Annotated in this window: 26 protein-coding genes; 18 read left to right on the top strand and 8 right to left on the bottom strand. The window is 64.0% G+C overall.

Annotated features, from left to right (window positions below):
- Window positions 1–36: 36 nt before the first annotated feature.
- From GBB18_RS08630 to rfbA, 5 genes are all read left to right on the top strand, one after another.
- Window positions 37–1659, top strand: coding sequence for a cytochrome c biogenesis protein ResB (locus GBB18_RS08630; protein ID WP_151641415.1), 1623 nt, complete (start codon window positions 37–39; stop codon window positions 1657–1659).
- A 126-nt stretch (window positions 1660–1785) separates the two neighbouring features.
- Window positions 1786–2799, top strand: a complete 1014-nt coding sequence (gene ccsB / locus GBB18_RS08625) for a c-type cytochrome biogenesis protein CcsB (protein WP_192795991.1) — start codon at window positions 1786–1788, stop codon at window positions 2797–2799.
- 108 nt (window positions 2800–2907) lie between these two features.
- A complete protein-coding gene (rfbB, locus tag GBB18_RS08620) occupies window positions 2908–3891 on the top strand; it encodes a dTDP-glucose 4,6-dehydratase (RefSeq protein ID WP_151549606.1) in 984 nt (327 codons plus the stop codon).
- Window positions 3892–3945: 54 nt separating this feature from the next.
- Window positions 3946–4563 carry a dTDP-4-dehydrorhamnose 3,5-epimerase gene (rfbC, locus tag GBB18_RS08615; protein ID WP_151641400.1) on the top strand — a complete coding sequence of 206 codons (618 nt, stop codon included), beginning with the start codon at window positions 3946–3948 and terminating at the stop codon, window positions 4561–4563.
- A complete protein-coding gene (rfbA, locus tag GBB18_RS08610) occupies window positions 4560–5447 on the top strand; it encodes a glucose-1-phosphate thymidylyltransferase RfbA (protein ID WP_151641399.1) in 888 nt (295 codons plus the stop codon). Before rfbC ends, rfbA begins: the two co-directional genes overlap by 4 nt.
- Window positions 5448–5453: 6 nt before the next feature.
- Here the strand turns inward: rfbA and GBB18_RS08605 are convergent, their stop codons facing one another.
- Window positions 5454–5819, bottom strand: a complete 366-nt coding sequence (locus tag GBB18_RS08605) for a hypothetical protein (RefSeq protein ID WP_151641398.1) — start codon at window positions 5817–5819, stop codon at window positions 5454–5456.
- A gap of 81 nt (window positions 5820–5900) precedes the next feature.
- Here GBB18_RS08605 and GBB18_RS08600 point away from each other — a divergent pair, with 81 nt between their 5' ends.
- Window positions 5901–6221 carry a DUF4229 domain-containing protein gene (locus GBB18_RS08600; RefSeq protein ID WP_225979200.1) on the top strand — a complete coding sequence of 107 codons (321 nt, stop codon included), beginning with the start codon at window positions 5901–5903 and terminating at the stop codon, window positions 6219–6221.
- Between the two features lie 6 nt (window positions 6222–6227).
- Here the strand turns inward: GBB18_RS08600 and GBB18_RS08595 are convergent, their stop codons facing one another.
- Window positions 6228–7121, bottom strand: a complete 894-nt coding sequence (locus GBB18_RS08595; RefSeq protein WP_151641397.1) for a 1,4-dihydroxy-2-naphthoate polyprenyltransferase — start codon at window positions 7119–7121, stop codon at window positions 6228–6230.
- Window positions 7122–7209: 88 nt separating this feature from the next.
- Here GBB18_RS08595 and GBB18_RS08590 point away from each other — a divergent pair, with 88 nt between their 5' ends.
- Window positions 7210–8043 (top strand): glycosyltransferase, encoded by an 834-nt coding sequence (locus GBB18_RS08590; RefSeq protein WP_151549601.1) that lies wholly within the window; start codon window positions 7210–7212, stop codon window positions 8041–8043.
- Here GBB18_RS08590 and menE read toward each other — a convergent pair.
- Together menE and GBB18_RS08580 are read right to left on the bottom strand one after the other, a co-directional pair.
- Window positions 8040–9176 carry an o-succinylbenzoate--CoA ligase gene (gene menE, locus GBB18_RS08585; RefSeq protein ID WP_151549600.1) on the bottom strand — a complete coding sequence of 379 codons (1137 nt, stop codon included), beginning with the start codon at window positions 9174–9176 and terminating at the stop codon, window positions 8040–8042. The genes GBB18_RS08590 and menE overlap by 4 nt on opposite strands.
- A gap of 58 nt (window positions 9177–9234) precedes the next feature.
- Window positions 9235–10656 carry a short-chain fatty acyl-CoA regulator family protein gene (locus tag GBB18_RS08580; protein WP_151641396.1) on the bottom strand — a complete coding sequence of 474 codons (1422 nt, stop codon included), beginning with the start codon at window positions 10654–10656 and terminating at the stop codon, window positions 9235–9237.
- A gap of 592 nt (window positions 10657–11248) precedes the next feature.
- Between GBB18_RS08580 and GBB18_RS08575 the strand changes: the two genes are divergently transcribed.
- The 7 genes from GBB18_RS08575 to GBB18_RS08545 all read left to right on the top strand — a co-directional run bounded on the left by GBB18_RS08575 (window position 11249) and on the right by GBB18_RS08545 (window position 17912).
- Complete coding sequence (locus tag GBB18_RS08575) at window positions 11249–12004, top strand: succinate dehydrogenase cytochrome b subunit (protein ID WP_151549598.1); 756 nt, start codon at window positions 11249–11251, stop codon at window positions 12002–12004.
- A 23-nt stretch (window positions 12005–12027) separates the two neighbouring features.
- Complete coding sequence (locus tag GBB18_RS08570) at window positions 12028–14037, top strand: fumarate reductase/succinate dehydrogenase flavoprotein subunit (protein ID WP_151529312.1); 2010 nt, start codon at window positions 12028–12030, stop codon at window positions 14035–14037.
- A complete protein-coding gene (locus tag GBB18_RS08565) occupies window positions 14037–14786 on the top strand; it encodes a succinate dehydrogenase/fumarate reductase iron-sulfur subunit (protein ID WP_151549597.1) in 750 nt (249 codons plus the stop codon). The genes GBB18_RS08570 and GBB18_RS08565 overlap by 1 nt, the downstream gene beginning before the upstream one ends.
- A 43-nt stretch (window positions 14787–14829) precedes the next feature.
- Entirely contained in the window at window positions 14830–15162 is a 333-nt protein-coding gene (locus GBB18_RS08560) for a hypothetical protein (protein WP_151549596.1), read from the top strand.
- A 475-nt stretch (window positions 15163–15637) separates the two neighbouring features.
- Window positions 15638–17002, top strand: a complete 1365-nt coding sequence (locus GBB18_RS08555) for a DUF445 domain-containing protein (protein WP_151641395.1) — start codon at window positions 15638–15640, stop codon at window positions 17000–17002.
- A gap of 92 nt (window positions 17003–17094) precedes the next feature.
- The gene (locus GBB18_RS08550; protein WP_370451579.1) at window positions 17095–17361 is read left to right on the top strand and encodes a DUF2516 family protein; all 267 of its coding nucleotides are present in this window, start codon (window positions 17095–17097) and stop codon (window positions 17359–17361) included.
- Window positions 17362–17441: 80 nt separating this feature from the next.
- Window positions 17442–17912 (top strand): hypothetical protein, encoded by a 471-nt coding sequence (locus GBB18_RS08545; protein WP_151549594.1) that lies wholly within the window; start codon window positions 17442–17444, stop codon window positions 17910–17912.
- Here the strand turns inward: GBB18_RS08545 and GBB18_RS08540 are convergent.
- From GBB18_RS08540 to GBB18_RS08530, 3 genes are read right to left on the bottom strand one after another with little or no spacing between them, the layout of a single operon-like run.
- Window positions 17909–18658: a DUF2993 domain-containing protein gene (locus GBB18_RS08540; RefSeq protein WP_151641394.1), complete on the bottom strand. Its 750-nt coding sequence runs from the start codon at window positions 18656–18658 to the stop codon at window positions 17909–17911. The two genes, GBB18_RS08545 and GBB18_RS08540, sit on opposite strands and share 4 nt — an antisense overlap.
- A gap of 55 nt (window positions 18659–18713) precedes the next feature.
- Window positions 18714–19535, bottom strand: a complete 822-nt coding sequence (locus GBB18_RS08535) for a class I SAM-dependent methyltransferase (RefSeq protein ID WP_151641393.1) — start codon at window positions 19533–19535, stop codon at window positions 18714–18716.
- A gap of 47 nt (window positions 19536–19582) precedes the next feature.
- Entirely contained in the window at window positions 19583–20086 is a 504-nt protein-coding gene (locus tag GBB18_RS08530; protein WP_151529300.1) for a DUF2505 domain-containing protein, read from the bottom strand.
- A gap of 24 nt (window positions 20087–20110) precedes the next feature.
- On the opposite strand from GBB18_RS08530, the gene GBB18_RS08525 reads away from it, so the two are divergent.
- Both GBB18_RS08525 and GBB18_RS08520 read left to right on the top strand, forming a co-directional pair.
- Window positions 20111–21253: a UDP-N-acetylmuramate dehydrogenase gene (locus GBB18_RS08525; protein ID WP_192795989.1), complete on the top strand. Its 1143-nt coding sequence runs from the start codon at window positions 20111–20113 to the stop codon at window positions 21251–21253.
- A 107-nt stretch (window positions 21254–21360) separates the two neighbouring features.
- Window positions 21361–22143 (top strand): hypothetical protein, encoded by a 783-nt coding sequence (locus GBB18_RS08520; RefSeq protein ID WP_151641392.1) that lies wholly within the window; start codon window positions 21361–21363, stop codon window positions 22141–22143.
- A gap of 107 nt (window positions 22144–22250) precedes the next feature.
- Here the strand turns inward: GBB18_RS08520 and GBB18_RS08515 are convergent, their stop codons facing one another.
- Window positions 22251–23996, bottom strand: a complete 1746-nt coding sequence (locus tag GBB18_RS08515; RefSeq protein ID WP_151549589.1) for a long-chain-fatty-acid--CoA ligase — start codon at window positions 23994–23996, stop codon at window positions 22251–22253.
- Window positions 23997–24485: 489 nt separating this feature from the next.
- Here GBB18_RS08515 and mshA point away from each other — a divergent pair, with 489 nt between their 5' ends.
- Window positions 24486–25748, top strand: coding sequence for a D-inositol-3-phosphate glycosyltransferase (mshA, locus tag GBB18_RS08510; protein ID WP_151549588.1), 1263 nt, complete (start codon window positions 24486–24488; stop codon window positions 25746–25748).
- A 106-nt stretch (window positions 25749–25854) separates the two neighbouring features.
- Window positions 25855–26598 carry a phosphoglyceromutase gene (locus GBB18_RS08505; RefSeq protein ID WP_370513269.1) on the top strand — a complete coding sequence of 248 codons (744 nt, stop codon included), beginning with the start codon at window positions 25855–25857 and terminating at the stop codon, window positions 26596–26598.
- Window positions 26599–26844: the final 246 nt, after the last annotated feature.

Genomic DNA, 26844 nt, shown 5'->3' with positions numbered 1-26844 from the left:
GGCTCCGACTCCTCAAAGGACAACCCTGAGTACCTCATGAAAAACCTCAACCGCTATGTCGTTCGCGCATGGAACTGGCTTACCAGTATGCGCACCGCGCTCATCCTGCTTTTTCTGCTCTCTTTGGGCGCCATTCCCGGTGCCCTTTTGCCGCAACGCAGCCTCAATGAGTCCAAGGTAGAGGAATACATTGCCACCAATGGGCGCATCGCGGAGGTCTACGATAAGCTGCAGCTTTTCGACGTCTTCAGCTCCACCTGGTTCACCGCGATTTATGTGCTGCTGTTCATTTCTTTGATCGGCTGTATTCTGCCGCGCAGCTGGGAGCACTATCAGGCCATGAAGCAGCCGCCGGTGCGCGCTCCCAAAAAATTGGAGCGCCTCCCGCACTACTCCGAGGGCGTCGTGGAGGAGAGCCCGGATGAGGTGCTCGCCGCGGCCCGCAGCCGGATGAAGGGCTGGCGGCTGAAGGAGTACTCGGCCGCGGAGGATCGCAGCGGGCAGCGTTCGCTGGCGGGGGAGAAGGGCTATGCGCGCGAGCTGGCCAATCTCGTCTTTCACCTCGGTTTAGTGGGCATGTTGATCACCGTGGCCTGGGGCCGGTTGAGCTACTACGAGGGGCAAGTGATCGTGGTGGCTGATACCGAGGAGTCGCAGTTCTGCAATACCGCGGTGGCAAACTATGACAGCTTCCGCCACGGCGCCACCTTCGATGGCACCAGCCTTAACCCATTCTGTATCGACGTCCACGACTTCACCGCCGACTATCTGCCCAATGGCCAGGCGGAGATGTTCCACAGCAACGTCTCCTGGGCCGAGGGCGAGGACGTATATTCCGACCCCTCCACGTGGCAGGACTATGAGCTGCGGGTGAACCACCCGCTGCGTATCGCCGGCGATCGCGTCTATCTGCAAGGCCACGGCTTCGCCCCCACCGTCACGGTCACCTGGCCGGATGGGGAAAGCCGCACCCAGACCCTGCAGTTCCGCCCCGATGATCCCACCTTCTTCCTGTCCTCCGGCGCGATGCGTTTTGATCCGCCGGCGGGAATGTATGAGGAGCTCTCGGAGCGCCGTGAAAACCAGATCGCCCTCGAGGGGCTCTTTGCCCCCACCGCTGCGTGGTCCGGTGAGAATAATCAGCTGCTCACCTCTGCTTTCCCTGCGATGCGCGATCCTGCTCTAGCCATCGATATCTATCGCGGCGATGCCGGGCTGGATACCGGGCGCGGGCAGTCGCTGTGGAGCCTCGATCCCTCCCTCGTGCACACCGGCCAGCTGCAGAAGCTGGAGCGCGTCAATCTGCTCCAAGGCGAGTCCATCACCCTTGATGATGGCACCACCGTCACTTTCGACGGCGCCAAGGAGTTTGTGAACCTGCAGATCAGCCACGATTCCACCCAGATCTGGGTGCTGGTGAGCACCATGATCACCCTGGCGGGGCTCGTGGGCTCGCTCGCTATCAAGCGCCGCCGCATCTGGATTCGCGTCAGTCCGGTTGCGGGCGGCACCCGGGTAGAGACCGGTGGCTTGGCCCGCACCGACCGCGCCGGCTGGGGCGAGGAGCACGACACCCTCGCCCGCGCCCTCTACGGGCTGCCCGATCCGGAGGATGAGAGCTTCGACGCCGAGGTGGATGCCCAGCACATTAGGGGCTAGCCGCGACGCCGCTCGGCCCCCGCTGGGGCCCCGTCGAGCAGGGCAGGCTTATTGAAATTGCCCTAAGGTTCGCTACACTCTCACGAAGAATAAACTCTTGACGGGATAGGACGACTAGTGAATTCCCTGCCGGTTAATCAGTCTGTGGCGACATTTTCGGATCTCACCTTCGCCTCGGCGTTTGTGGTGTACTTCTTGGCGCTTGCGCTCGCGATCGTCTATTACGTAAAGCACACCGCCGCCGTGGAGGCCACGATCGACGCCACACACCCCGTGCTCGTGGGCACAGCGAGCGCAGCCTCGGGATCGGATGCCGATTCCGGCAGCTCAGTTACCTCGCCGCCGGACGCAACGAAGAAGGCAGCAGGCATGGAGGCGAAGGCACAGCGCTTCGCCAACATGGCGCAGACTATGGTGTTCCTCGGCGTTGTGCTGCATGCCACCTCTTTGGTGCTGCGCGGTGTGTCCGCCTCCCGCTTCCCCTTCGGTAACCTCTACGAGTACGTCTCCGTGATCACCTTCGGCACCATGCTGGTGACCGCGCTGATGGTCACCTCCCGCGCCATCCCGGCGCTGTGGCCGTGGGTACTCACCCCAGTGCTGGCGCTGATGTTCTTCGGCGGCACCAAGCTCTATGCCGAGTCCGCGCCTTTGGTTCCGGCCCTGCAGTCCATGTGGTATCCCATCCACGTCTCCACCGTGGTCACCGGCGCCTCTATCTGCATGCTCTCCGGCCTCGGCTCGCTGGTATTCCTCTTCCGCAGTCGCTTCCCCAAGGGCACGGAGCCCGCTACTTTCCTAGGGCGGGTGGCCCGGCCGCTGCCCGCGGCGAAGGTCTTGGATCAGATTGCCTATAAAACGGCCATCTGGGCGCTACCGATCTTCGGCCTGGGTATTGCCTTGGGTGCGATCTGGGCAGAGTCCGCGTGGGGCCGTTTCTGGGGCTGGGATCCGAAGGAGACCATGTCGCTGGTCACCTGGCTGCTCTTGGCCGCCTATCTCCACGCCCGCGCCATCCCCTCCTTCAGCCGCGTGTTCTCCGCCTGGATCAACGTGGTCTGCCTCGGCACCATGGTGTTTAACCTCTTCTTCATCAACATGGTCACCTCTGGCCTGCACTCCTACGCTGGCCTCAACTAACGCCCCTGCCTGTACCGAGCGGGTGTGGCCACTGCGGCGCGCCCGCACCGCGCCCGCTTCTCGCCCGCACCGCGCCCGCTTCTCGCCCGCGCAGAAAGGACCTCTGTCGTGCATCTCGTGGTCACCGGCGGCGCCGGTTTCATTGGCGCGAACTTTGTGCGCCGTACTCGGCTCACTCGCCCCGAGGTGGAGCGCATCACCGTCCTCGATGCGCTCACCTACGCTGCCAACCCCGATAGTCTGGCCGGTACGGATGCGCAGCTGGTGCAGGGGAATATCTGCGATGAGCAGCTCGTGCACGAGCTGCTTCACGACGCCGACCTCCTGGTGCACTTCGCCGCGGAAAGCCACAACGATAATTCCATCGACCACCCCGAGGTTTTTGCCCGTACCAATGTGGAGGGCACGGTGACCCTCGCCAAGTGCGCGGTGGCGCACGGGGTGCGCATGCACCACATCTCCACCGATGAGGTCTATGGCGATCTGCCCCTCGACTCCGCGGAACGTTTCCGGGTGGATAGCCCCTATCGGCCCTCCTCGCCCTACTCGGCGTCGAAGGCGGCCAGCGATCACATGATCCGCGCCTTCGTGCGCTCCTATGGGCTGCAGGCGACCATTTCTAATTGCAGCAATAACTACGGCCCCTATCAGCACCCGGAGAAGTTCATTCCCCGGCAAATCCTCAAGCTGCTGCAGGGCGAGTCCGTGCGCCTCTACGGCGATGGCCGCAATGTGCGGGACTGGATTCACGTGGACGATCACAACGACGCCGTATGGCGCATTATCGACGCCGGCAGGATCGGCTCCACCTATCTCATCGGGGCGGACGGGGAGGCCTCCAATAGGGACGTGGCCGAGCTGCTCGTCGAGATCATCGGCGGCGGCGCTATCGAGTATGTGCGCGATCGGCCCGGCCATGATCGTCGCTACGCCATCGATCCCAGTTCCACCGAGGAACTCGGGTGGGCGCCGGCACACACCACGCTGCGCGCCGGGCTGGAAGAGACCGTGGAGTTTTATCGCCACAATCCGCAGTGGTGGCAGGCGGCCTATGCCCGCTCCGAGGAGCTCTACGCCGCTCGCGGCGTCTAGCCACACTGCTCAGCGGGGTGCAGCACCACGCCGCGCGGCACTATAGTGGTGCCTATGCTGCATGAACTCTCCACCCTGCCCAGTTTCTACACCGAGCCCACCGTGCACCCCGATGCGCGGGGCAGCTTCCACGAGTGGTTTAAGGCCACCGAGTTTGAATCCTTCACCGGCCACCCTTTTGCTTTGCAGCAGGCGAATATGTCTGTCTCCCGAGCCGGAGTCCTGCGCGGGCTGCACTTCACCGCCGTGTTCCCCGGGCAGCAGAAGTACGTCACCTGCGTCAGTGGCGAGATCTGGGATGTGTTGGTGGATGTGCGCCTAGGCTCGGAGACCTTCGGTCGCTGGGAGGGCGTGCCCCTCTCCGAGGAGAACCGCCGGTGCCTCTATATCCCGGATGGCTTCGCTCACGGTTTTGCCGCGGTGCGCGATTCCACCGTCTGCTATCTCACCTCCAGCGAATACGACCCGAATGTCGATTTTGGCGTCGATCCGCTCGATAGCAGCCTCGGCATCGAATGGCCGGTCAGCGATCCGATCTTGAGCGATAAGGACCGCGCCGCCCCGGGGCTGGACGAGGCCCGCGAGCATCTGCCCACCGTCGAGGACTGCGAGGAGCTGCTCAACATGTACAAGGATGGGTGGGTGCTGGCGAACGAGGAAGCGCAGCAGTGAAAGGCATCATCCTCGCGGGCGGCACCGGTTCGCGGCTGTGGCCCATCACCCTAGGCGTCTCCAAACAGCTGGTTCCGGTCTATGACAAGCCCATGATCTACTACCCGCTGTCCACGCTCATGCTGGCGGGTATTGATGACATTCTCGTGATCGTGGACCCGCACGATGAGCCGCAGTTTCGCCGCCTCCTTGGGGATGGGTCCCAATTCGGTATCTCCTTGAGTTTCGCCACCCAGGACGCCCCTCGGGGGCTTGCCGACGCCTTCCGCATCGGCCGGGACCATATTGGCGAGGACAGCGTGGCGTTGATTCTCGGCGATAACATCTTCTATGGTGCCGGCCTCGGCACCCAGCTGCGCCGCTTCACCGAGGTGGAGGGCGGGGCGATCTTCGCCTATTGGGTGGCTGATCCCAGCGCTTATGGGGTGGTGGAGTTCGACCGAGAGGGCAATGCGCTGTCGCTGGAGGAAAAACCGGCCCATCCGCGCTCCCAGTTCGCGGTGCCGGGCCTGTATTTCTACGACAACGAGGTGGTAGATATCGCCGCCGGACTCACCCCGAGCGCTCGCGGCGAGCTGGAGATCACCGATATCAACAACCACTATTTGCAGCGGCAGGCGCTGCAGGTGGAGGTGCTGCCGCGTGGCACCGCATGGCTGGACACCGGCACCCATGAATCACTCATGGACGCCGGCGATTTTGTGCGCACCATCGAAAAGCGCCAAGGACTCAAGATCAGCTGCCCAGAAGAGGTGGCGTGGCGCATGGGGCTGATCTCTGATGAGCAGCTGCGCATCCGAGCGCAGCGTCTGGAGAAGTCCGGCTATGGCGCCTACTTGAGCGAGATTCTTCGGCGCGAACAGGCCGCCGCCGCCCGTTCCTAACCCCGGCTAGGAACTTGGTTTCTCCTCTGGGTTTTCCTCCGGTTTTTCTTGGGGAGTGTCCGCCGTGGAGGGGCCAAGGTGCTCGGCGGTGCGGCGTTCTTCGATCCGGCGCTGCTCCTGCCTGCGTTCGCGGCGGCGCCGCTCCTCGGCCTCCTGGGCTTGGCGCTCGAGTTCCTGCTGGCGGGCGCGCCGCTCCTTGAACTGGCGTTTTTCCAGCTCCCAGAGGAACTCCTCATCATCGTCGGGACCCTTGATGACGGGCCGCTGCGACTGCTGGAGCTGGTTGTTTCGTTTCCAGCTTGAGGGCCCAAAGGCCTTCCAGATCAGCACCAGGGCGGCAATGATGAGAATGAGAACGATGAGACGACCCACTCGCTGACAACTCCGATCTCTACAAACAATGATGCGGGCTACGTTTTCTTCCCCCCAAGGATACGGCTAAACTCGGTGCTTGTGACTAGCAGGGTTGAATCGGACGCGCCGGAGTTGGATACAGAGCTGCGCAGCCGCGCGTGGAAAGACTCCGCGCTGTATGGGGGCGCGCGCATTGTGCTCTTCGTCGTACTCACCGCGCTCATCAAGGGGGCGGCGGTGCTCATTGATTCCCCCGTGCCTTGGCTCATCTGCGCGCTGCTGGCCCTCCTCGTGGCCTTCCCGCTCTCGTTGCTGCTCTTCAGCTCCCTGCGGATGCGCGTCACCGGCGAAATGGCCGAGTGGGATGAGCAGCGTAAGGCCCACAAGAAGTGGGTCGAGGAAGAGCTAGCTCATCGCTAAGCGGCGCTAGCCAGCCAGCGTTAACGCGGCGGCGATAACGAGGGAGAACACCAGCATCCCGCGCCCAGTCAGCCCCAGCACGGGGATGAGTGCCGTGCCAGTGGCGCCGCCACGCACTGGCCGCGCCGCGGCCACAAGGAAGGGCGCCGCCAGCACACCCACCACACACCACCAGGTGGCACTGACTGCGAGCAGCAGGATGGCCACCAGCGGCACGGCTATGAGCGCCAGCCACAGGCTGCGGGTGCGCTGATCGCCGAGAATCACCGCCAGCGTGGTTTTCCCGGTGGCGCTATCGGAGGGGATATCGCGCAGGTTATTGGCTAGGTTCACCGCGGCCGACATTGCGCCCACGCTCACCGCCAAGGCCACGCCCACGGCACTGATGGAACCCGCTTGGGTGAACTCGGTGCCCAGCACGGCCACGAGGCCGAAGAACACAAACACGGACACCTCGCCCAGCCCGCGATAGCCATAGGGGCGCGAGCCACCGGTGTAGAACCACGCCCCCGCGATACAAGCGATACCCACGAGGATCAGCCACCACGCGCTCAGCAGCGAAAGCACAATCCCCGCCACCGCCGCCACCCCGAAGGCGGCGAATGCGGCGCGCTTGACCTTCGCCGGCGCCGCCAGACCCGAGCCGGTGAGCCGCAGCGGCCCGGAGCGATCATCATCGGTGCCGCGGATCCCATCCGAGTAGTCATTGGCGTAGTTCACGCCAACAATCAACGCCCATGCCACCAGCAGCGCCAGCAGGGCGCGGGGCAGCGAGGCCCCTTGGGCATAGGCGGCGGCCCCCGTGCCAGCAATCACGGGGGCGAAAGCATTGGCCCAGGTGTGCGGTCGGGCCCCTTCGAGCCAGTCGGCGGCGGTCGCGGTGGAACGGGAGTTCTGCATAGCTACTATTTCTACCCGCGGCCCGTCCCCTCGTGGTGCTTGGGGTGCTGAACTCAGCGCCGGGGTCTGCTGGGCTAATCTCAAGCGTGTGTGGCTGAACTATCTCTCTACCGCGGCGATCAACGCGCTACGTCATCTTCCCTTGCTGCTGCGGCTGGTGTGGCGCAACCACACCTCGCGCACCCCCGTGCCGCAGCACCCCCACGTGGTCATTAGCCTCAGCAGCTATGGCCGCCGGCTGCGCTGGGTGCATCTCGCCATCGAATCGGTGGCCCATGCCGCCCCGGTGGAATTGTGGCTCGAACCGCAGGACTATCACGCCCCGCGTTCGGCCGGTCTGCAGCGGCTCTGCGCCCGCGGCCTGCGCATCCGCCAGGCAGAACCGGGCCTGGGGCCACACACCAAATACTTACCGGCGGCGCGGGCCCACCCACAGAGCTGGCTCATCACCATCGACGATGATGTGCTCTATCCGCCTGCGTGCGTGCCGCAGCTCCTCGCGGCGGCCCAGCCCACGCAGATCACCGCGCACCGCGCCCACCAGATCAGGCTGCACGGCCAGCGCATCGCCCCCTATATCCACTGGAATCCCGTGCGCAGCACCAGCGCCTCGCTGCTGCACGTGCCCACCGGGGTGAGCGGGGTGTGCTACCCGCCGGGATTCGTGCAGCGGCTCGCCCAGCTGCGCCGCGAAGATATCGCCGCCAGTCTGCACTGCGATGATCTGCTGCTGCACCACACCGCCCTGCGCGCCGAACTGCCCGTGGCGCAGGTGGCGGCCACACCACGCACCTTCCCGCTGCTGCCCTCGGCGGCCCTGCACCCGCTGGTACGGGAGAATCTCGCCCACGGCAATGATGCCGCCATTGCGCGGCTATACACCCGAGATGACGTCGTCACGCTCGATCAGGCGAATCGCTAGAACAGCCGCGCCACCGCCCGCCGATCCACCTTGCCTGGGCCGGTGAGCGGTAAGGCGTCTACCCGCAGCAACTGCTTCGGCAACTGCCAGCGGGGAAGATGATCGAGCGCCTCAATGATCTCGCCCACCCGCGCCGTGCCGGTATAGGCCGCCACAATGGCCTGCCCAAGGCGCGCATCGGGGATGCCGGTGACACACGCTGTGTCCACCCCAGCGATATTGAGCAGCTCCTGCTCTAACACCTCGGGGTGCAGCTTCAGCCCGCCGGAGGAGATGATCGCATCGAGCCGGCCGGTCACCTGCAGCAGGCCATCCGTGATGTGCCCGCAATCATTGGTCGAAAACCAGCCCGGGTGGGCAAAAGCATCCGTATCCTCCGGGCCCACATTGCGGTAACCGCGGGCCACCATCGGTCCGCCCAGATGAATCCGCCCATGCTGCCCCGTGAGCTTCACTGAGGCCCACTCGATGGGCACGCCATCGTAGATACAGCCGCCCGCCGTCTCCGAGGAACCATAGGTGCACACCACGGAGATCCCGAGGCGCCGGGCGGCGGTGCGGGTGCTTTCGGTGGTGGGGCCGCCGCCGACCAGGATGGCGTCGTAAAGCCGCAAAGCCTCGATGCCCTGCAGCGATGCCAAGGCCTTGTGCAGCTGGTTGGGCACGAGTGCGGTGTAGAGCGGATCCTCCCCGGCAGCGCGCCGGGCCTGGGCGGTGGCGCGAGCGAAGTCCGCGAGGTGAAAGCCGCCGGAGACATCGAGGGTGGTGGGGGTCGTCTCGGCGAGGATGCTGCGGATGAGCACCTGCAGCCCGGCGATGTGATGGGCGGGCAAGGCCAAGAGCCACGCCCCCGGCCCGTGCAGGGCATTATGGGTGGCCACCGCCGAGGAGGCGAGGTTCTCGCCGCTCAGCAGCGCCCCCTTGGGGGTGCCGGTGGAGCCGGAGGTGGATACCACCAGCGCTACCTCGGGATCGATCTCCTCGCCAACGCGCATGGTGCGGGCCAGCTGCTGGGCGCGGGAGCGGTCCTGGGCGGGCAGCGGCAGCAGGCTGCGCTCACCGGCGAGGGCCGCGGCGAGATCAGGCAGGATGGCGGCAGGGTCAGCGGGGGAGACAGGCAGAGCTTCCAGCATGAATCTCATGGTAGCCGCGGGCATGGCCGTCGAGATAGCCGTCGGTGATGCACGCCTCCTAGTAGGCGGCGAGGGAGGAGGAGTGGGCGTCGAAGCGCGCAATGCCCTGGATGGCTGGGAAGGCGCGCTGCGCGCAGTCCGTGCGAGCACATACCCGACAGCCGGGACCGATCGGCACCGCGGCGGCGGGGTTGTCTATCGGAAGCGCATCGAAATACACCATGCGCCCCGCGTGCCGGGCCTCGCAGCCTAAGCCGATTGCGAATTCCTTGCCGCCCTGGTCGAAGGTGCCATAGCGATGGCTGACGGTGCGGGCGACCCACACATAGGTGCGGCCATCGGGCATGGAGGCATATTGGCGCTGCATATGCCCCGGGTTGGAGAAGGCCTCGTAGACATTCCACAGCGGGCAGGTGCCGCCGGAATGGGTGAAGTGAAAGCCCCCGGCGGACAGCCGCTTGGACATATTGCCGGCGCGGTCGACGCGGATGAAGGTAAAAGGAATGCCCCGCAGCCCTGGGCGTTGCAGCGTCGATACGCGGTGGCAGATGGTCTCAAAACCGAGGCCGGTGTAGTTGGCTAGGTACTCCAAGTCATAGCGGGTCTTGTCCACCAGCTCGTGGAACTCGGTATAGGGCAGCAGCAGCGCGGCGGCGTAGTAGCTGGCCAGGCCGCGCAGCGCCAGCAGGGAGGACTCGCGGGTGCTGAAGTCCGTCTCCTCGACCAGCCGCTGCAGCTCGGGGCCGAGCTCGAGGTGGGCGAGCACGCTGGCGATGCGAAAAGCCTGCTGGCCCGGCCCGATGAGGCTGGAGATCTCCAGCGTGGCGGCGCTGGGGTCATAGCGGTGCAGGGTGGTGCCAGTGGCGGTGGGCAGCACTGTCACCCCGTGCTGCTCGGTGATGTACTGGTGCAGTGCCGCCAAGGTGGCGGGAGTAGAGCCGAGCTGCAGCCCCAGCTTCTGGTGGAGCTGCTCCGCCGCGGTGTCGAGCTGGTGAAAGTAATTGTTATTGGCGTGGATGAAATCCCGCACCTGCTCGTGGGGCATATCCAGCAGGTCGCCGGTGTGGTCCTGCCGCTCCTCGCCGCGGCTGCGTTCATCGGTGAGCAGCGAGAGCTTATCGCGGATAGTGCGATAGCGCCGGTGCATGTCCACGATGGTCTTGGCCACCGTGGGGTGATCGGCTACTACCTCGGAGAGCTCTGCCAGATCCACCGGCTGGGCCACCAGCTCCTTGTCGGCGATGACGTCCTTCACCTCGGCCAGGAGTCGAGAATCGTCCTCGTGGGAGAAGAAGGTGGCGTCAATCCCGAAGGCCTCGGTGATTTTGGACAGCACCGACACGGTCAGCGGGCGCACATCGTGTTCAATCTGATTGACATACGAGGCGGAAAGACCCAGCGTGTCCGCGAGGGACGCCTGGCTGAGGTCACGTTCCCGCCGCAGCTGCCGCAACCTGGAACCCACGTATGTTTTTCCCATAGAGACATAGTACGTGAGCGGCATCACCTCAACCGGATCCCTGCCCGCCCCGGAGGCAGTGCCTGTTCACCCGCGTATTCGGGGTGCCCGCGCGCCGGGCTGCGGCGTATATACGCCCACCTATGGGTGTGGTTTTCCGCGGGTGTCCCCCGTGGCCGTGCTGTCTCGAGCGCTGTCTGTGACGCTCTTATCGACGCCATGAGCTGGGCATATAGTCCTCCGTGGCCGCGATGAGGCTGGGGTAGGGTGCGGCGAGCACTCGCGGGGACGATGCGGGCGCGCGAGGTGAATTAAGAATCAAAAATGTTGCGTAATTGTGGATCGCGAAAGTGCCCCCGATAGGGGTTGATTGTGGGGCTTGGGGTAAATGTGAATCTCGAAACGGCCCACCAACCGCGTATCCTGATAGAGGAATGAGAATTCGCAGTGAACTGCCATAATGGCCGCGCAGCACACTTCTTCTAGAGGCGAGCCTAACCTAAAGAACGTAGAACATGCTAGTTATAGCGTTGTGAGTTGGGTCACCCCGTCATGGAGCGAGTGGTTCCGCCTGTGAAAACGGCCGTAAGGTATTAGCGACACTGGAGGTGCCATGACTGTTAAATATGACGACCGTGACGCAATCGCGCACGGCAAAATTACTGAAAAACCACTCCGCGAGCGGCCGGGTTATCCCACCTGGGCCGTGAAGCTCACGATGGCGATTACCGGCCTGATCTTTGCCGCATTCGTCGTCGTCCACATGGTGGGTAACCTGAAGATCTTCTTGCCGGATCATGATGGCCGCCCCGCGCTCGACGAGTACGGCGAGTTCTTCCGTACCGTCGGTGAGCCCGTTATGCCTTATGGGTCGGTGCTGTGGATCCTGCGCATTGTCTTGCTGGTGGGCATCATTCTCCACATCTGGGGAGCCTTCGCCATCGTGGGCCGTGCTCACCAATCCCGCGGCAAGTTCCGCCGCACCAACAAGATGGGCGGTCTGCAGAGCTTCGCGACGCAGACCATGATCGTCACCGGCATCGTGCTGTTGGCCTTCATCATCTTCCACATTCTGGACCTGACCGTTGGTGTCCAGCCGGCAGCATCCGCGTCCTTCGAGCACGGTGAGGTGTATGCCAACGTTGTGGCAACCTTCAGCCGTCCGGCCGTGGCCATCTTCTACATCATTGCTCAGCTCTGTCTGTTCCTGCACCTCACTCACGGCATGTGGGTGGCAGTGAGCGACCTGGGCATTGTGGGTAAGCGCTGGCGTGCTGTGCTCTCCTTCGTTGCTTACCTTGTTCCCGCCATCGTCCTGATCGGCAATGTGCTGATCCCCGTCGCAGTCCTTGCGGGCTGGGTCAGCTAAGGATTCCAGGAGAGTTAAGTTCCATGAGTAAAGAAATCGATACGTCCTTCCTCGACAACTTCGAGGCTCCTGCCTCCGTAGTGGAGGGTGTGACCCTCGGCTCGGTCCTCAATGACCAGGCACCGCACGGCGTTGTTCCTACCAAGGACATGTGGGAATACCAGAAGGACCACATGACCCTGGTCTCCCCGCTGAACCGCCGTAAGTTCAACGTGATCGTGGTGGGCACCGGCCTCTCCGGCGGTGGCGCAGCCGCGGCTCTCGGCGAGCTCGGTTATAACGTCCAGTGCTTCACTTATCACGACGCCCCGCGTCGTGCGCACTCCATTGCTGCCCAGGGTGGTGTGAACTCCGCCCGCGGCAAGAAGGTGGACAACGACGGCGCCTACCGCCACGTCAAGGACACCGTGAAGGGCGGCGACTACCGCTGCCGCGAGCACGACTGCTGGCGTCTGGCCTATGAGTCCGTGCGCGTGATTGACCACATGAGCGCCATCGGTGCTCCCTTCGCTCGCGAGTACGGCGGCACCCTAGCCACCCGTTCCTTCGGTGGTGTGCAGGTTTCCCGCACCTACTACACCCGTGGTCAAACAGGCCAGCAGCTGCAGCTCTCCGCTGCATCCGCGCTGCAGCGCCAGATCCACGAGGGCACCGTTGAGATCTTCACCCACAACGAGATGGTGGATCTGATCATCAACGAGCGTGAGGGCGGCAAGCACTGCGACGGCGTGGTCATGCGCAACCTCATTACCGGCGAGATCAAGGCCCACACCGCCCACGCTGTGGTACTGGCCACCGGTGGTTACGGCAACGTCTACCACATGTCCACGCTGGCAAAGAACTCCAACGCATCCGCCATGATGCGTGCCTACGATGCGGGCGCCTACTTGGCTTCCCCGTCCTTCATCCAGTTCCACCCGACCGGCCTGCCCGTCAACTCGCACTGGCAGTCCAAGACCATCCTGATGTCGGAGTCGCTGCGTAACGACGGCCGGATCTGGTCCCCGGTGGTAGAGAAGGACGACCGTGACGCCAATAGCATCCCCGAGGAGGAGCGCGACTACTTCCTCGAGCGCCGCTACCCGGCATTCGGTAACCTCGTGCCTCGCGACGTCGCTTCCCGTGCGATCTCCCAGCAGATCAACAAGGGCCTCGGCGTTGGGCCGCTGCACAACTCGGCATACCTAGACTTCCGCGACGCCATCCAGCGTCTCGGCGAGGACAAGATCCGTGCTCGTTACGGCAACCTCTTCACCATGTATGAAGAGGCCACCGGCGAGAACCCCTACAAGGTGCCGATGCGTATTGCTCCCACCTGCCACTTCACCATGGGTGGCCTGTGGACCGACTTCAACCTGATGACCTCCGTGGACGGTCTCTTCGCCGCCGGTGAGTGCGGCTGGACCTACCACGGCGCGAATCGCCTCGGCGCGAACTCGCTGCTCTCGGCATCTGTGGACGGCTGGTTCACCATTCCGTTCACTGTGCCGAACTACCTCGGCGAGCACTTGGGCAAGGAAGTCCTCTCCGAGGACTCCCCGGAGGCCAAGGCCGCCGTACAGCGCGCGAAGGACCGCATTTCCACGCTGATGAACGTCAAGGGCGACCACGGTCCGGAGTACTTCCACCGTCAGCTCGGTGAGATCCTGTACTTCTCTTGTGGCGTGTCCCGTAACGAGAAGGACCTGGCTGATGGCATCGAGAAGATCCGCGCCCTCCGCAAGGACTTCTGGGCCAACGTCAACATCCCCGGCAAGGCCGATGAGATGAACCAAGTGCTGGAGTACGGCCTGCGCGTGGCCGACTACATCGACCTGGGCGAGCTCATGTGCGTTGATGCTCTTGACCGCGACGAGTCCTGCGGTGCGCACTACCGCGAGGATCACCTCACCGAAGACGGCGAGGCCCGCCGTGACGACGAGCACTGGTGCTTCGTCTCCGCATGGGAGCCCGCCGGCGAGGGTAAGTTCATCCGCCACGCCGAACCGCTGTACTTCGAAGCCGTTCCGCTGATGACAAGGAATTACAAGTAATGAAACTGCATCTAGAGATTTGGCGCCAAGCTGGCCCAAACACCGAGGGACATTACGAGCCTGTCGAGGTTCCGGACGCTGTACCGCAGATGTCGGTCCTCGAGCTGCTCGACCACGTCAACTCCCAGTACGTTGAAGAGGGCAAAGAGCCTTTCGCCTTCGCTTCTGACTGCCGCGAGGGTATCTGCGGAACCTGTGGCGTGATGGTCAATGGCCGTCCGCACGGCCCCCTGAAGAACACTCCGGCCTGCCAGCAGCGCCTGATGGACTTCAAGGACGGCGACAAGCTGCAGATCGAGCCGATGCGCTCCGCCGCCTACCCCGTGATCAAGGACATGGTTATTGACCGCTCCGCCCTTGACCGCGTCATGCAAAAGGGTGGCTATGTCACCGTCAACGCGGGTACCGCGCCGGACGCTGACACCATGCACATGAACTATGAGGACAACGAGTTCGCACTGGACCACGCAGCCTGCATCGGCTGTGGTGCCTGTGTGGCCGCCTGCCCGAATGGTGCCGCTCACCTGTTCACCGGCGCCAAGCTGGTGCACCTGCGCATGATGCCTCTCGGCAAGGAAGAGCGCGGCCGCCGCGCCCGCAATATGATCGACGAGCTGGAGACCAACTTCGGCCCCTGCTCGCTGTACGGTGAATGTGCCGATGTGTGCCCGGCCAGCATCCCGCTGACCGCTGTGGCATCCATCAACTATGAGCGCGCCCGAGCTGCATTCTCGGGCAAGGATCACTAAGCTGATTCTTAACATTTGCTTAACTTGAACGAAAGGCAAGGGTATGTCTGCGAAGAAGGGTTCAGACAAGGAACTGCGCATCGAGGACAACTACATCGAGGGCTATGATCCCGTGAGCTTGGAGGCACCGCACTCCTCGCTGCTCAAGAGCTCCACTTGGTGGGGTATGGGCATCATCCTTTCCTCGATCGCTTTCTCCGGCATCATCCTGTTCGGCTTGGCTTCAGGCTCGGCGGGTTCCCAGCCCGAGGCTTCCACCTACGTCCTCGTTGGTGCGATCGCCACCCTCGCGGTGCTGCTCTTCGGAGTGGGCCTCGTGAAGTACGGTCGCCGCGACTACAAGGCGTACGTCAAGCGCACAGGACGCCACAACTAGGCCGCTGGCATACCCCTCAACCTCGTTCAGTGCCTCGCCACCGGCCCCGCATAGCGGGGCGGGTGGAGCGAGCTGACTGGCGCGGGTGAAGCGTCAGCGCTCCGTGTTCAACTCAGAGCCGCCGAGTCGGATCCCCGAAGATCTGGCTCGGCGGTTTTGGTTGTGTCATTCCCCAGTGCAGCGGAGAGGAGGTGCCCGTGAATAACCGCACCCGCTGGATCATTCTCATGGTGCTCATCACCATCCTTACCCTGCTCGTGGGGCTGCGTTTCATCAGCACCGGCCTGTCCATGATCTAGGCCCGCACCCGCGCTCGCGTCCGCGCCCGAAGAGTGTGGCGCAGGACTACCGTGTGTGCTGGGCACATCTCGCTCGCACCGAAGCAGGTGCGCTATAGTGCAACAGTTCATCCCAGCCGCCGCCCCATCCGAGGTGGAGGCTGCACCTAATTATCTAGCTGAGAGTGACAACATCCATGGGACGACACTCACTCGGCCCCGCTGTATCTCAGGCGGAGTCTACCGCGTCCACTGCCGCCGACCCGACCCCGGGGCGTCTCGCCGTTCCCGGCCCCTCTCCAGAGACTGAGGCCGAGCGCCGCCGCAGCTTGCGCAAACACAAGGCCATCGCCACCGGCCTGCTGCTGCTGGCCACCGTGGTGTATCTCTTCTGCCGCTGGTTGGAAGCCCAGCCAGGCGAGACCGCCACGTGGGTCGGCTTCGTGCGCGCCGCCGCCGAGGCCGGCATGATCGGCGGCTTAGCGGACTGGTTCGCGGTGACCGCGCTCTTCCGCCATCCGCTGCACCTGCCGATCCCGCATACCGCGATCGTGCGCAATAAGAAGGACCAGATCGGCGAGTCCTTGGCGGGCTTCGTGGGGGATAACTTCCTCAACGCCGAGCTCATTACAGAGAAGGTCTCCCAGGCCCGCATCCCCGAGCGCATCGGCGAGTGGCTGGTGGCCGAGGGCAATGCGGAGCGCACCTCCGCCGAGGCCGGCCGTTTGCTCGCCGCCATTGTGCGGGAGTTGGACCCCGCCGAGGCGGAGGCCATTATCCAGCGCGGCCTCATCGATCGCCTTGCCGAACCGGAGTGGGGGCCACCGGCTGGCCGCATCCTCGAGGGGCTGATCGAGGAAGGGAAAACCGAGCCGGTGGTGGATGCCGTCGCCGCCTGGGCAGATGAGAAGGCCCGAGCCTCCGAGGATCTCATCGACCGCATCCTCGGCGAGCGTGCCCCCAGCTGGGCGCCGCGTTTTGTTAACGATCTCGTCTCGGACAAGGTCTATCGCGAGCTCACCGCGTGGACGGCCGCGGTGGCCCGCGATAAAAACCACGAGGCTCGCCGCGAGATGCGGCGGGTGGTGGCCCGCTTGGCCCATGATCTCCAGCACGATCCGGAGACCATCGCCAAGCTGGAGAGCTGGAAGGCCGATGTGCTCGGCTCCAGCGCGATCCAGGGCGCCCCCGCCGCCATCTGGCGGGGCGCATCTTCTTCTATTGTGGAGGCCGCCGAGGATCCCAGCTCGGTGCTGCGCACCAAGATCACCGCATTCGCGCGCGACTGGGGCCACAGGATCTGCGAGGATGAGCAGATGCGTGTTTCCCTGGAGCGCCGCATTATCGATGGTGCGGCTTTCTTGGCCAATAACTACGCAGATGAGATCACCGCCATCATCTCGGAGACCATCGAGCGCTGGGACGCCGAGGAGGCCAGCGACAAGATCGAACTCATGGTGGGCAAGGATTTGCAGTTCATCCGCCTCAACGGCACCATCGTCGGTGCCTTGGCGGGGCTGATTATCTACTCGCTGTCCCACCTTCTCTTCGGCGCCCTCTAAGCGCCCCTTATTCCCCGCACCCGCCAGAGGTGTCTTGCTGCTGAGACGGTAAGGTGGGTGCCACGACGCCCGCTGTCTAAGGAGCTCCGCTGATGTCGCTGTTAACCATGATCCTCTACTGGCCGGTCGCCATCGCCGGCGCGCTTGGCGCTGTACTGATCGCCAATACCCGCCCCGACGCCTTCGAGGCCGCCGGCCGCAAGGACAAGTGGACATGGTTCGGCATGGTGCTGGGTTCTACCCTCGCCACCCTCATCGGTTTCCCGATTCTCGCCTGGGTCGGCATCGTCGTCATCGGGGTGTACTGGTGGGATGTACGCCCCCAGATCAAGAGCATCCTCAACGGCGACTACTACTAAGGCCCTCGCCGGCGCTTATCGACGCCACCTAGCCGCCCAGCAGCCGCCCTGTGTGAAGCGATCCGCTAGCCTTAGAAGCCATGACATGGTTGATGGCCCTGCACCCGGGCGTGACAGATGAGCAGATCCGCGCCCGCATGGAGCAGGCAGCACAGGAGGGCGCTGCCGCGGTGGTGATTCCCCCGCACAAGCTGCACCTAGTGCACCACGCGGACGTGCCGGTGCTCTCCACGGCTGGCTGGCCGAGCGGCAACCACGCCCCGCTGATCAAAGCCTCCGAGGCGCGCCTTGCCGTTCAGACCGGGGCGGAGGGAGTGCTGGCGATGCTCGACCAAGCCGGCGATGAATCCCATTTCTTCTCCGAAGTAGCCCTGCTCACCGAGGCAGTTCCGGAGCCCGCTGGACTGTGGATCGTACTCGGCCCAGATTCTGACCCGACACAGCACGAAGCCCGTGCCGAGCAGGCACGGGCCATGGGGGTACGGGGAGTCATCAGCGCCGCCGCGGCGCGCGGCTGCGGGCGACTCTACCCAGACAGGGTCGAGATTTAGAGCTGCTCCTGCAGGCTGTTGAGATCCACGTTATCGCCCACAGCGACTACGCGCAGGCCAGTATCGACGACCTCCACCTCAGTGATAGTCAGATCCACCGTGGCTTCGGCGACCGCAACCTGAAGGGCGCGGCCAATTTCCTCGGAGAAGGCGTCGGGAAGCCGCACGGTGCCCACCTCGATGCTATCCACCTGAAATTCCAGCTGGTTGGAGCCAACACGTGGGGTGAGAGTGAGGGTGGCGAGGCCATCATTGATGAGCACCCGCACCTTCTGGCCGGCGGTGTCGATATCGGTGACCTCGATGAGGCTGGCGAAGAAGTTGCCATCGCTGCGCTCCGCCTTGGTGCGCTGCGCCATGGCCAAGAGATACTCATCGGGCAGGATGGCGTCGGCGGCGAAGTGGCCGGCCATGAGGCGCTCGCCGCGAATATCGAGTTTGTCGATGTCCACGGTGGCCTTCGGGGTGCCGGTGACGCTCGGCTCCGTGGGATGCGCCTCGGTGGAGACAATCTCCAGGGTGTTCTCCGTGTCGACGGTGAGGTGATTGACGGTGCCTGTGGCGGCACCCAGCAGCAGCGGGGAGGCACCGAAGCTCACCGAGGAGCCAGGCACTTCCTCAGTAATGCGCTTACCCACATAGAAGCGGGTTCCTACCTCGGCCACCACCGCGATCACCAGCAGGGCGAGGAGCAGGCCAATAACGATTTTCATAGGGGACTTCGAGGACCCGTGAGAAGCAGACATCTATAACAGTGTGCTCGAAAACGGGGGAGTGGGCAACTATGGCCGGCGGCGGGCGCTAGCGCGGCGCCACGGCGGCGAAGTCCACGGTCACCACATTATCCCGCACCCCGCGGCGCCAGCCGTGCAGCGGATACTGGGTGGCGAGGATCTCCAGCGCGTGCCGCCAGCGGATGCGCGGGCCAAAACTCGACCAGCCGGCCGCCTGATCCCAGGCGGCGTCGGCGGCACGCAGAAAATCATAGATTCTCTCCCCGGCCACATTGCGGTGGATGAGGATCTTCGGCAGCCGCTCGGCCACCAGCGAGGGGCGCGGCGTATGGTGCGGGTCCCAGGCCAGGGTGAGAGTGCGCGGACCGTGCTGATCCAGCAGTACCCACGAGCTACGCCGCCCCAGCTCATCGCAGGTGCCGTCGATAAACATGCCCCCGTCGGCGAGGCGTTCGCCCACCGCCTGCCATACCTCGGGCACATGGGCGGCGTCGTATTGGCGCAGCACATTAAAGGCCCGCAACAGATGCGGGTGATAGCCGGCGAGTTCGAAACCGCCCAGCTCAAAACGCACCCCATCCCGCGGCGGTAGTACCCGGCTGGGCTCGATCTCGAGCCCGACGACCGCAATATCGGGGCGAGTGCGGCGCAGCCAGCGCGCCCACTCGCAGGTGGTGCGAAACGACGCCCCGTAACCCAGGTCGATGGCAAGGGGCGAGTCCACAGAACGCAACAGCCTGCGCATCTCGGGCTGGTAGTGCAACCAGCGATCGAGTTTGCGCAGGCGGTTCGCTCCGGTGGTTCCTCGCGTCACCACGCCCACAGGTCCGCTCGTGGGGCGGCTGAGGGCGTGGGAAGAAAAGGCGAGGTTATGCGCGTGATCGGCCATAATATTAGAGCGCCTCGACGCGCAGCGAGAGTCGCGACACGAGCAGTCTAGGAGTGAGAGGAAATCCACTCTTCGGTGAGCTTCGCCTCGTTAGCGAGCAGCTCACCCACTGCATCGGCCACCTTGGGCTCGATGGCCGGGCCCATGAAGGGGATGTCCACGGTAATGACGTTGTTGTAGGTGAGGGTGGTGGAGGAGTCATCGCCGCTCAGGGCGATCTCGCCCTCGAAGTCCACCGGGGCGCCCTTCACATCAGCGGTATAAGAACCCTCGGTGGAGGTGCCCTCGAGAGCCGTGTAGTTAACCACGCGCTTGATCTTGAGTGCCTGGCTGATCATGGCGCTGACGGCCTCGGGCAGCATGTCGGTGGGCATGACCTCGAAGAGCACAGCCTTGGCGCCGTTATCGTCGGCAGTGAACTCGTGCACCTCGCCCGGCTCGGGGGAGAGGGTGGCGGTGTTGTGATCCCAATACGCCTTGTTTGCAAACGCAGCGTAGACGTCTGCGGGCGGGAAATTAATGGTCACGGTGGTAGTTGTACGAGTAGCCATGGCAATAAGACTACCGTTAGAAGGGTGGACGACTCGACTTTCACCCCTAATTACTCCCAGTTGGCATCGAAACTTGCTGCGTGTGAGGGCCTTTCGCTCCAAGACATAGCGTTGGCGGATCTCACCACACTCCGACTCGGCGGGCAGCCGCGCCTCACCGCCGTGGCGGATACTCCCGCGGCCGCGATAGAGGCAATCCAGCTGTGCGACGCCGCCAGCGTGCCCGTGCTGCCCATCGGCGGCGGCTCCAACCTCGTGGTGGCAGACGGCCCCCTCGAGTTGGTGGCCCTGGTCTTAAATTTCCGCGCGATCACGGTGGACGCCGACAGCGGCCTGCTGCAGGCCGAGGCCGGCGCGGTATGGGACGATGTGGTCGCCGCCAGCGTCGAGGCCGGCTTGGGCGGCATCGAGTGCTTGTCCGGCATCCCCGGCTCGGCCGGGGCTACGCCGGTGCAAAATGTGGGCGCCTATGGCGTGGAGATCGCCGATGTGCTCACCCGCGTGTACCTCTACGACCGCAGCACCGACACCGAGCAGTGGGTAGACGCCAGTGCCCTCGAGATGTCCTATCGCTACTCCAACCTGAAGTTCACCCAGCGCGGCCTCGTGCTGGCCGTAGAATTCCAGCTCCGCACCGATGGCCTGTCGGCGCCGCTGCGCTTCGGGCAGCTCGCCCGCGAACTCGGGGTATCTGCGGAGGAAGACACCCCGCGTCGCGCCGCCGCCACCGTGCGTGAGGCTGTGCTCGCGCTGCGACGCGGCAAGGGCATGGTGCTTGACGACGCCGACCCCGACACCTACTCCGCCGGATCCTTCTTTACCAACCCCATCATCGACGCTGCCGATGTGGACACGGTACGCGCCAATGTGGCGGCGCTCGTGGGTGAGGAGGAGGCCGCCGCGATGCCGGTATTCCCCAGTGGCGAGGGGCGGGCCAAGCTTTCCGCGGCCTGGCTAATTGAGCGTGCCGGCTTCCACCGCGGCCACCCCGGCCCGGACGCGCCTGCGCGGCTGTCGACGAAGCACACCCTGGCGCTGACCAATCGTGGTGCGGCCACCTCGGCGGACCTAGTGGCACTGGCCCGCGAGGTGCGTGACGGGGTGCGCGAGCGCCTCGGGGTGACTCTCGAACCGGAACCGATCTGGGTGGGCGTGAGCCTCGATTAAGGCGGAACCACCCCTATTGTCTGGGTGGAACCTTAGAATAGCGAACAAGCCCCGACAATCTACGACGCGGCGTGTACGGCCGTGACACAAGAAGTGAGTGAGCATCGATGACGAATACTGGCAACCCCAGCAACCAGTCCGGCCCTTTCCGCGACCCCAATGAGCCCCAGTGGCAAGCGGGGCAGGGGCAGACGGATCCGCCCACTCAGAACATGCAGCCTATTCAGCAGCCCTACTCGCCTGATGCGGATTTCGCCGCCCCCGCCGGCGCGGCCGCTGGCTATGGTCAGCCGCAGAATTATGGCCCACCACCGCAGCAGCAGCCGCAGCAGCAGCCGAAGAAATCCGAGGGAAAGACCGCCGCCATTATCGCGGGCGTGATCGTGCTGTGTCTGTGTGTCGTCGGCGCTGCCATGGTGCTCGCCCGGGTGCTCAGCGGCGGTGGCGGGGACGATACCCCTACCCAAGCGGTCGGGAGCAGCTCTGAGGAGGAATCCGTGGTGGAAACCGTGGTGGAGACGGTGACCGAGGAGGAAAGCACCCCTGCGGAGACCAGCAGCTCGAGTTCGTCCTCCTCCCCCTCATCGTCTGAGAGCTCATCGCCCTCCACCACGACTGAGCCGCGGGATCATTTCCGCCCCAATGGCACTTATGCGGGCTCGACGAACACCTTCGAGTACTACACCGGTAGCTCCGTGACCACGAAGCCCTTTGCGAAGGCTGTGGCCAAGGAGATGGTGCCCCACGCCAATGCCACCGATGTGTTCACGATTCGCGCCACCTCGCCGGTGACGAATAAGGAGTACGAGATGAAGTGCGTGCCGCAGAAGGCTGATGGTTTCACCTGCAGCGGCGGCGATAATGCGGTGGTTCACCTCGTGCGGAAGTAGGCCAGATCGCCCTCCGCGCGAGCCGCCCAGCGGCCTCGCGTGAGGCCCGAAAAGAAGAGCCCGCCCCATACTGTGGGGCGGGCTCTAGTTATGTGTCCGGGTGGGGACTAATACTCGTTTTCGCTGCCGTAGCGCTCGACGAGGAGCTGCTGCACGTCGCGGCGGCGGATCTTGCCCAGCTGGTCGCGGGGAAGTTCTTCGAAGTGGTAGAACACGCGGGGCACCTTGTAGCGGGTGAGGTTCTCGCGGCAGAAGCTCTTGAGGGACTCCGGATCTAGGGTGGCTCCCGCAGAGAGAGTGATGGCGGCGGTGACCGTCTCAGAACCGTCGCCGCGGGGCATGCCCACCACGGTGCAGTCGGTGATATCCGGGTGCTTCTGGAGCACGTCCTCGACTTCCGCCGGGTAGACGTTGAAGCCGCCGGTGATGATCATCTCCTTCAAACGAGAAACGAGCTTGACGAAGCCGTCTTCTTCCATGAGTCCCACGTCGCCGGTGCGGAACCAGCCATTGTGGAAGGAGGCGTCGGTGGCCTCTTGGTTTTTCAGATAGCCGGGGAAGATTTGGGGGCCACGCGCCAGCACCTCGCCCTCGACACCATAGGGCTGCGTCTCATCCAAGTTATCGGGGTTGGCGATGCGAATTTCGGTGTCGGGGAAGGGGATGCCCACATAGCCGGGACGGCGGTCGCTGGTCATCGGATTACCGATGAGAATCGGCGAGCACTCGGTCAGCCCATAACCCTCGACGAGACGGCCATTGGTGTGTTCCTCCCAGCCCTGGACCACAGACACGGGCAGGGTGGAGGCGCCAGAGAAGGCGTTGCGGAAGCAGCTGATATCGATACCGGTTTCCTGCGAGGCCTCCACGATCCGCTCATAGAGAGTGGGAACACCCGGCAGCCAGGTGGGCTTCTTCTTCTTCACTACCTCCATGATCAGCTTGAGATCCGGGGAGGGCAGCAGCAGCACCTGGGCGCCCACGAAGAAGGAGAGGGTGGCGACCATCGTCATGCCATAGGCGTGGAACATCGGCAGGGCGGCGAGCATGCGCTCCTCGCGATCGCCGAGGCCCTCCACCCAGTGCTTGCCCATCAGCAGGTTAGAGAAGAGATTGCCGTGGGTGAGCTGCGCCCCCTTGGGGCGGCCCGTGGTGCCCGAGGTGTAGAGAATCAAGGCCACGGTGTCGCGGGTGACGTCCGGGCAGGATGTGATGTCGGCGCCATCGCCGCCGATCACAGGATCCAGCAGGGTCTCCCACGGAATCGAGTTGCGTGCCGGCTCGGAGAGCTTCTTGCGGGTCTTGATGAGCGAGGGCAGCGGGACGCGCAACGCCACGCGCTTGACCATCGGCATGGCGTTGATCATGTTCACCGAGACGATCGTCTCCAGCGACGTGGAGGCCCGCAGCGATTCCAGCACATGGGCCGACTTATCCCAGCAGATTGCCACTCGGGCGCCATGATCAGCGAAGGGCGGCTCCAGCTCGTGCGAGGTGTAGAGCGGATTGTGCTCCACCACGGTGGCGCCGAGCTTGAGTACCGCGTAGAAGGCGATGAGATGCTGCGGACAGTTCGGCAGCATGATGCCGACGCAGTCACCCGGACGCACGCCGAGGGCGCGCAGACCAGCGGCGCAGGCCCGAACCTGGGTGTCGAACTGGCTGAAGGTCAGTGACTTACCAAAGAAGTAGGTGGCGGGGCGGCCACCATTGATCTGGAGGTTATTGTCGTAGACATCCAGCAGGGTGGTCTCGCCATAGTCTAAGGCGTGGGGAGTCCACTCGGCGTAATACTTCAGCCACGGCTTTGAACCGGGTTCCGGTGTGGTGGTGTTTTCAGGATTGTCGGTCATGGTGGAGATGAACTCGCCTTTCGATCAGCGTGGCGTCGAAGCGTATGAGGATCCGGACGTCTTTTCTGGGGCGTGTAAGGGTCAGTTTGCCAACAGTATAACGATGAATTCCTCATGTTTTTGCGCCGAGGCTCATCGCCCGTTCTTATCTAAATCTTAACTGTGGGGTTATGTGCGGCGCACATGAGGACCTACTGCTGCACTCGATGCCGCAGTGTCAAGGCAATAGTCGCTGGTGGGTGCCGTAGGCGAGAAATTGTGTCATGAGCAGCATGTCCGCAGCGCCGCTGAATGCTGTTCAGTCGCTGTCCTGCCTGCCCACGACGGCCAGACACGAACAGCGGCCGCGATTCTGGCTGCTGAGAGCGCCGTTGCCGCAGAGTAGGGAGCTGTGGCTCGGGGACGTGAAAAAGAGCACATGTGGCCTGGCCGACTGGCGGCGACTGGGGCCCGTCCGCTCTGGGCAGGAGCGCTCTAGAATAAACAGCTATGCGTATCGCGATGATTTCCATGCATACCTCTCCGTTGCAGCAGCCTGGGCAGGGCGATGCCGGCGGCATGAACGTCTACGTGCTGGCCACGGCCCAAGCGCTCGCGGATCAAGGCATGGAAGTTGATATCTTCACCCGTGCCCACCGGCCGAGCCAGGGCGAGATCGTCCAGGTTGGCCCGCGGATTCGAGTAATCAACATCGTCGCCGGCCCCTATGAGGGCCTTGCTAAAGAGCAATTGCCGATGCAGCTCGCGGCCTTTGCCGGCGGAATGTTGGCTTTTGTGCGCTGCCACAAGCTCTCCTATGACCTCATTCATTCGCACTATTGGCTCTCGGGGCAGGTGGGCTGGCTGCTTCGGGATCTCTGGGAGGTGCCGCTGGTCCACACGGCGCACACCCTCGCCGCGGTGAAGAATGCACACCGCAGCGCCGATGACACCGAGGAATCCGAGGCGCGGCGCATCTGCGAGCAGCAGATCGTGGATAACGCCGACAAGCTGGTGGTCAATACCCTCGAGGAAGAGGACAACCTCGTCTCCTACTATGACGCCGAGCGGGACAAAATTGAGATCGTGTATCCGGGGGCGGACACGCAGCTATTTACGCCGGGCAATGATCGAGCCACCGAGCGGGCGCGCCGGGAACTGGGATTGCCTTTTAATGCCAAGGTGATTGCCTTTGTGGGCAGGCTGCAACGCTTCAAGGGCCCGCACATTCTGCTGCAGGCTGTGGCCCAGATGCTCGAGCGCGATCCGGAGCTGAATGTGCGCGTGGTGGTGTGCGGCGGGGCCTCGGGGCCGAATGCCACCGGCGAGGAGTACTACCGCCTGGCCGATAGCCTGGGGATTGGTCGGGTGGTGCGTTTTCTCGAGCCACGCCCGCCCTCCGAGCTGGTCGCGGTGTTTCAGGCCGCGGATGTGGTGGCGGTGCCGAGCTATAACGAGTCCTTCGGGCTGGTAGCGATGGAGGCCCAGGCCACGGGCACCCCGGTGGTGGCGGCCCGCGTGGGTGGTCTGCCGATTGCGGTGCGGCACGGGGAGACGGGGCTGCTCACCGATAGTCACGAAGTAGCGGAATGGGCAGCGGCCCTCACCGCGATGGTCAGCGACGATGTCACCCGCATCCAGATGGGAGAGAATGCGCGTGAGCATGCCCTGAACTTCTCCTGGGCGGCCTCGGCGGAGCGGCTACTGACCGTGTATTCCGAGGCGTTGAACTCCCCAGTGGATCAGTGTGCGCCGCGCAAGGCGCATGGCTAGCCGGTGGTCCCGCGCCTCGCGGAGTCCACAGCGAGATGTGTGAATGTGGGGCACTCAATAGCTTGAGGGCGAGACGATGATGCCTGAGCGTGGCACAATGGTGGTTATGACTGGAAAGCTAATTCTTCTCCGCCATGGCCAGAGTGAATGGAACGCATCCAACCAGTTCACCGGCTGGATGGATGTCAATCTCACCGATAAGGGCCGCGAAGAGGCGCAGCGCGGTGGACAGCTGCTCAAGGAGCAGGGTGTTCTGCCGGATCTGCTCTACACCTCGCTGCTGCGTCGCGCGATCAACACCGCCAATATCGCCCTCAACGCCGCTGACCGCCACTGGATCCCAGTAGTCCGCGATTGGCGTCTCAACGAGCGCCACTACGGTGCGCTGCAGGGCCTGAACAAGGCTGAGACCAAGGACAAGTACGGTGACGAGCAGTTCATGGCATGGCGTCGTTCTTATGACACCCCGCCGCCGGAGCTGGACGATGATTCCGAGTTCTCCCAGGCCGGGGATCCGCGCTACGCTGATCTGCCCGCCGTGCCGAAGACGGAGTGCCTGAAGGACGTCGTCGAGCGCTTCGTGCCCTACTTCGAGGAAGAGATCCTGCCGAAGGCCAAGGAAGGCAAGACCGTCCTGCTCGCCGCGCACGGTAATTCCCTCCGCGCCCTGGTCAAGCACCTGGACAAGATCTCCGATGAGGAGATCGCTGGGCTGAATATCCCCACCGGTATCCCGCTGGTCTACGAGCTCGATGCCGATGGCACGGTGCTCAACCCAGGTGGCACCTACCTGGATCCGGAGGCTGCTGCTGCCGGTGCCGCCGCCGTGGCTGCCCAGGGTGGCAAATAACCTGTCACGCTCACAGTGAGCTCACTGTGCTGTATGCCTATAACGCGGTGAGTGAAGAGGCCCGCAGTGCGTCCCGTGCGCACTGCGGGCTTTTCCGTGTGCTGAGCAGGCCTAGGCGGTGCGTGTGACACCCACGGGTGTGCTCGCGTAGCGGCATCGCCCAAACTGTGCTTGGGTGGGACACAGAACCATCACATTATTCGCAGTGATACCGCGGCCGGCCCCGTTACTCCGGTCGGTGTCAGT

It is taken from the genome of Corynebacterium sp. 11A, from assembly GCF_008930935.1.
Taxonomy (GTDB): domain Bacteria; phylum Actinomycetota; class Actinomycetes; order Mycobacteriales; family Mycobacteriaceae; genus Corynebacterium; species Corynebacterium megadyptis.
Note: the sequence above shows the minus strand (reverse complement) of the source record. Positions and strands in the feature narration are given on the sequence as shown.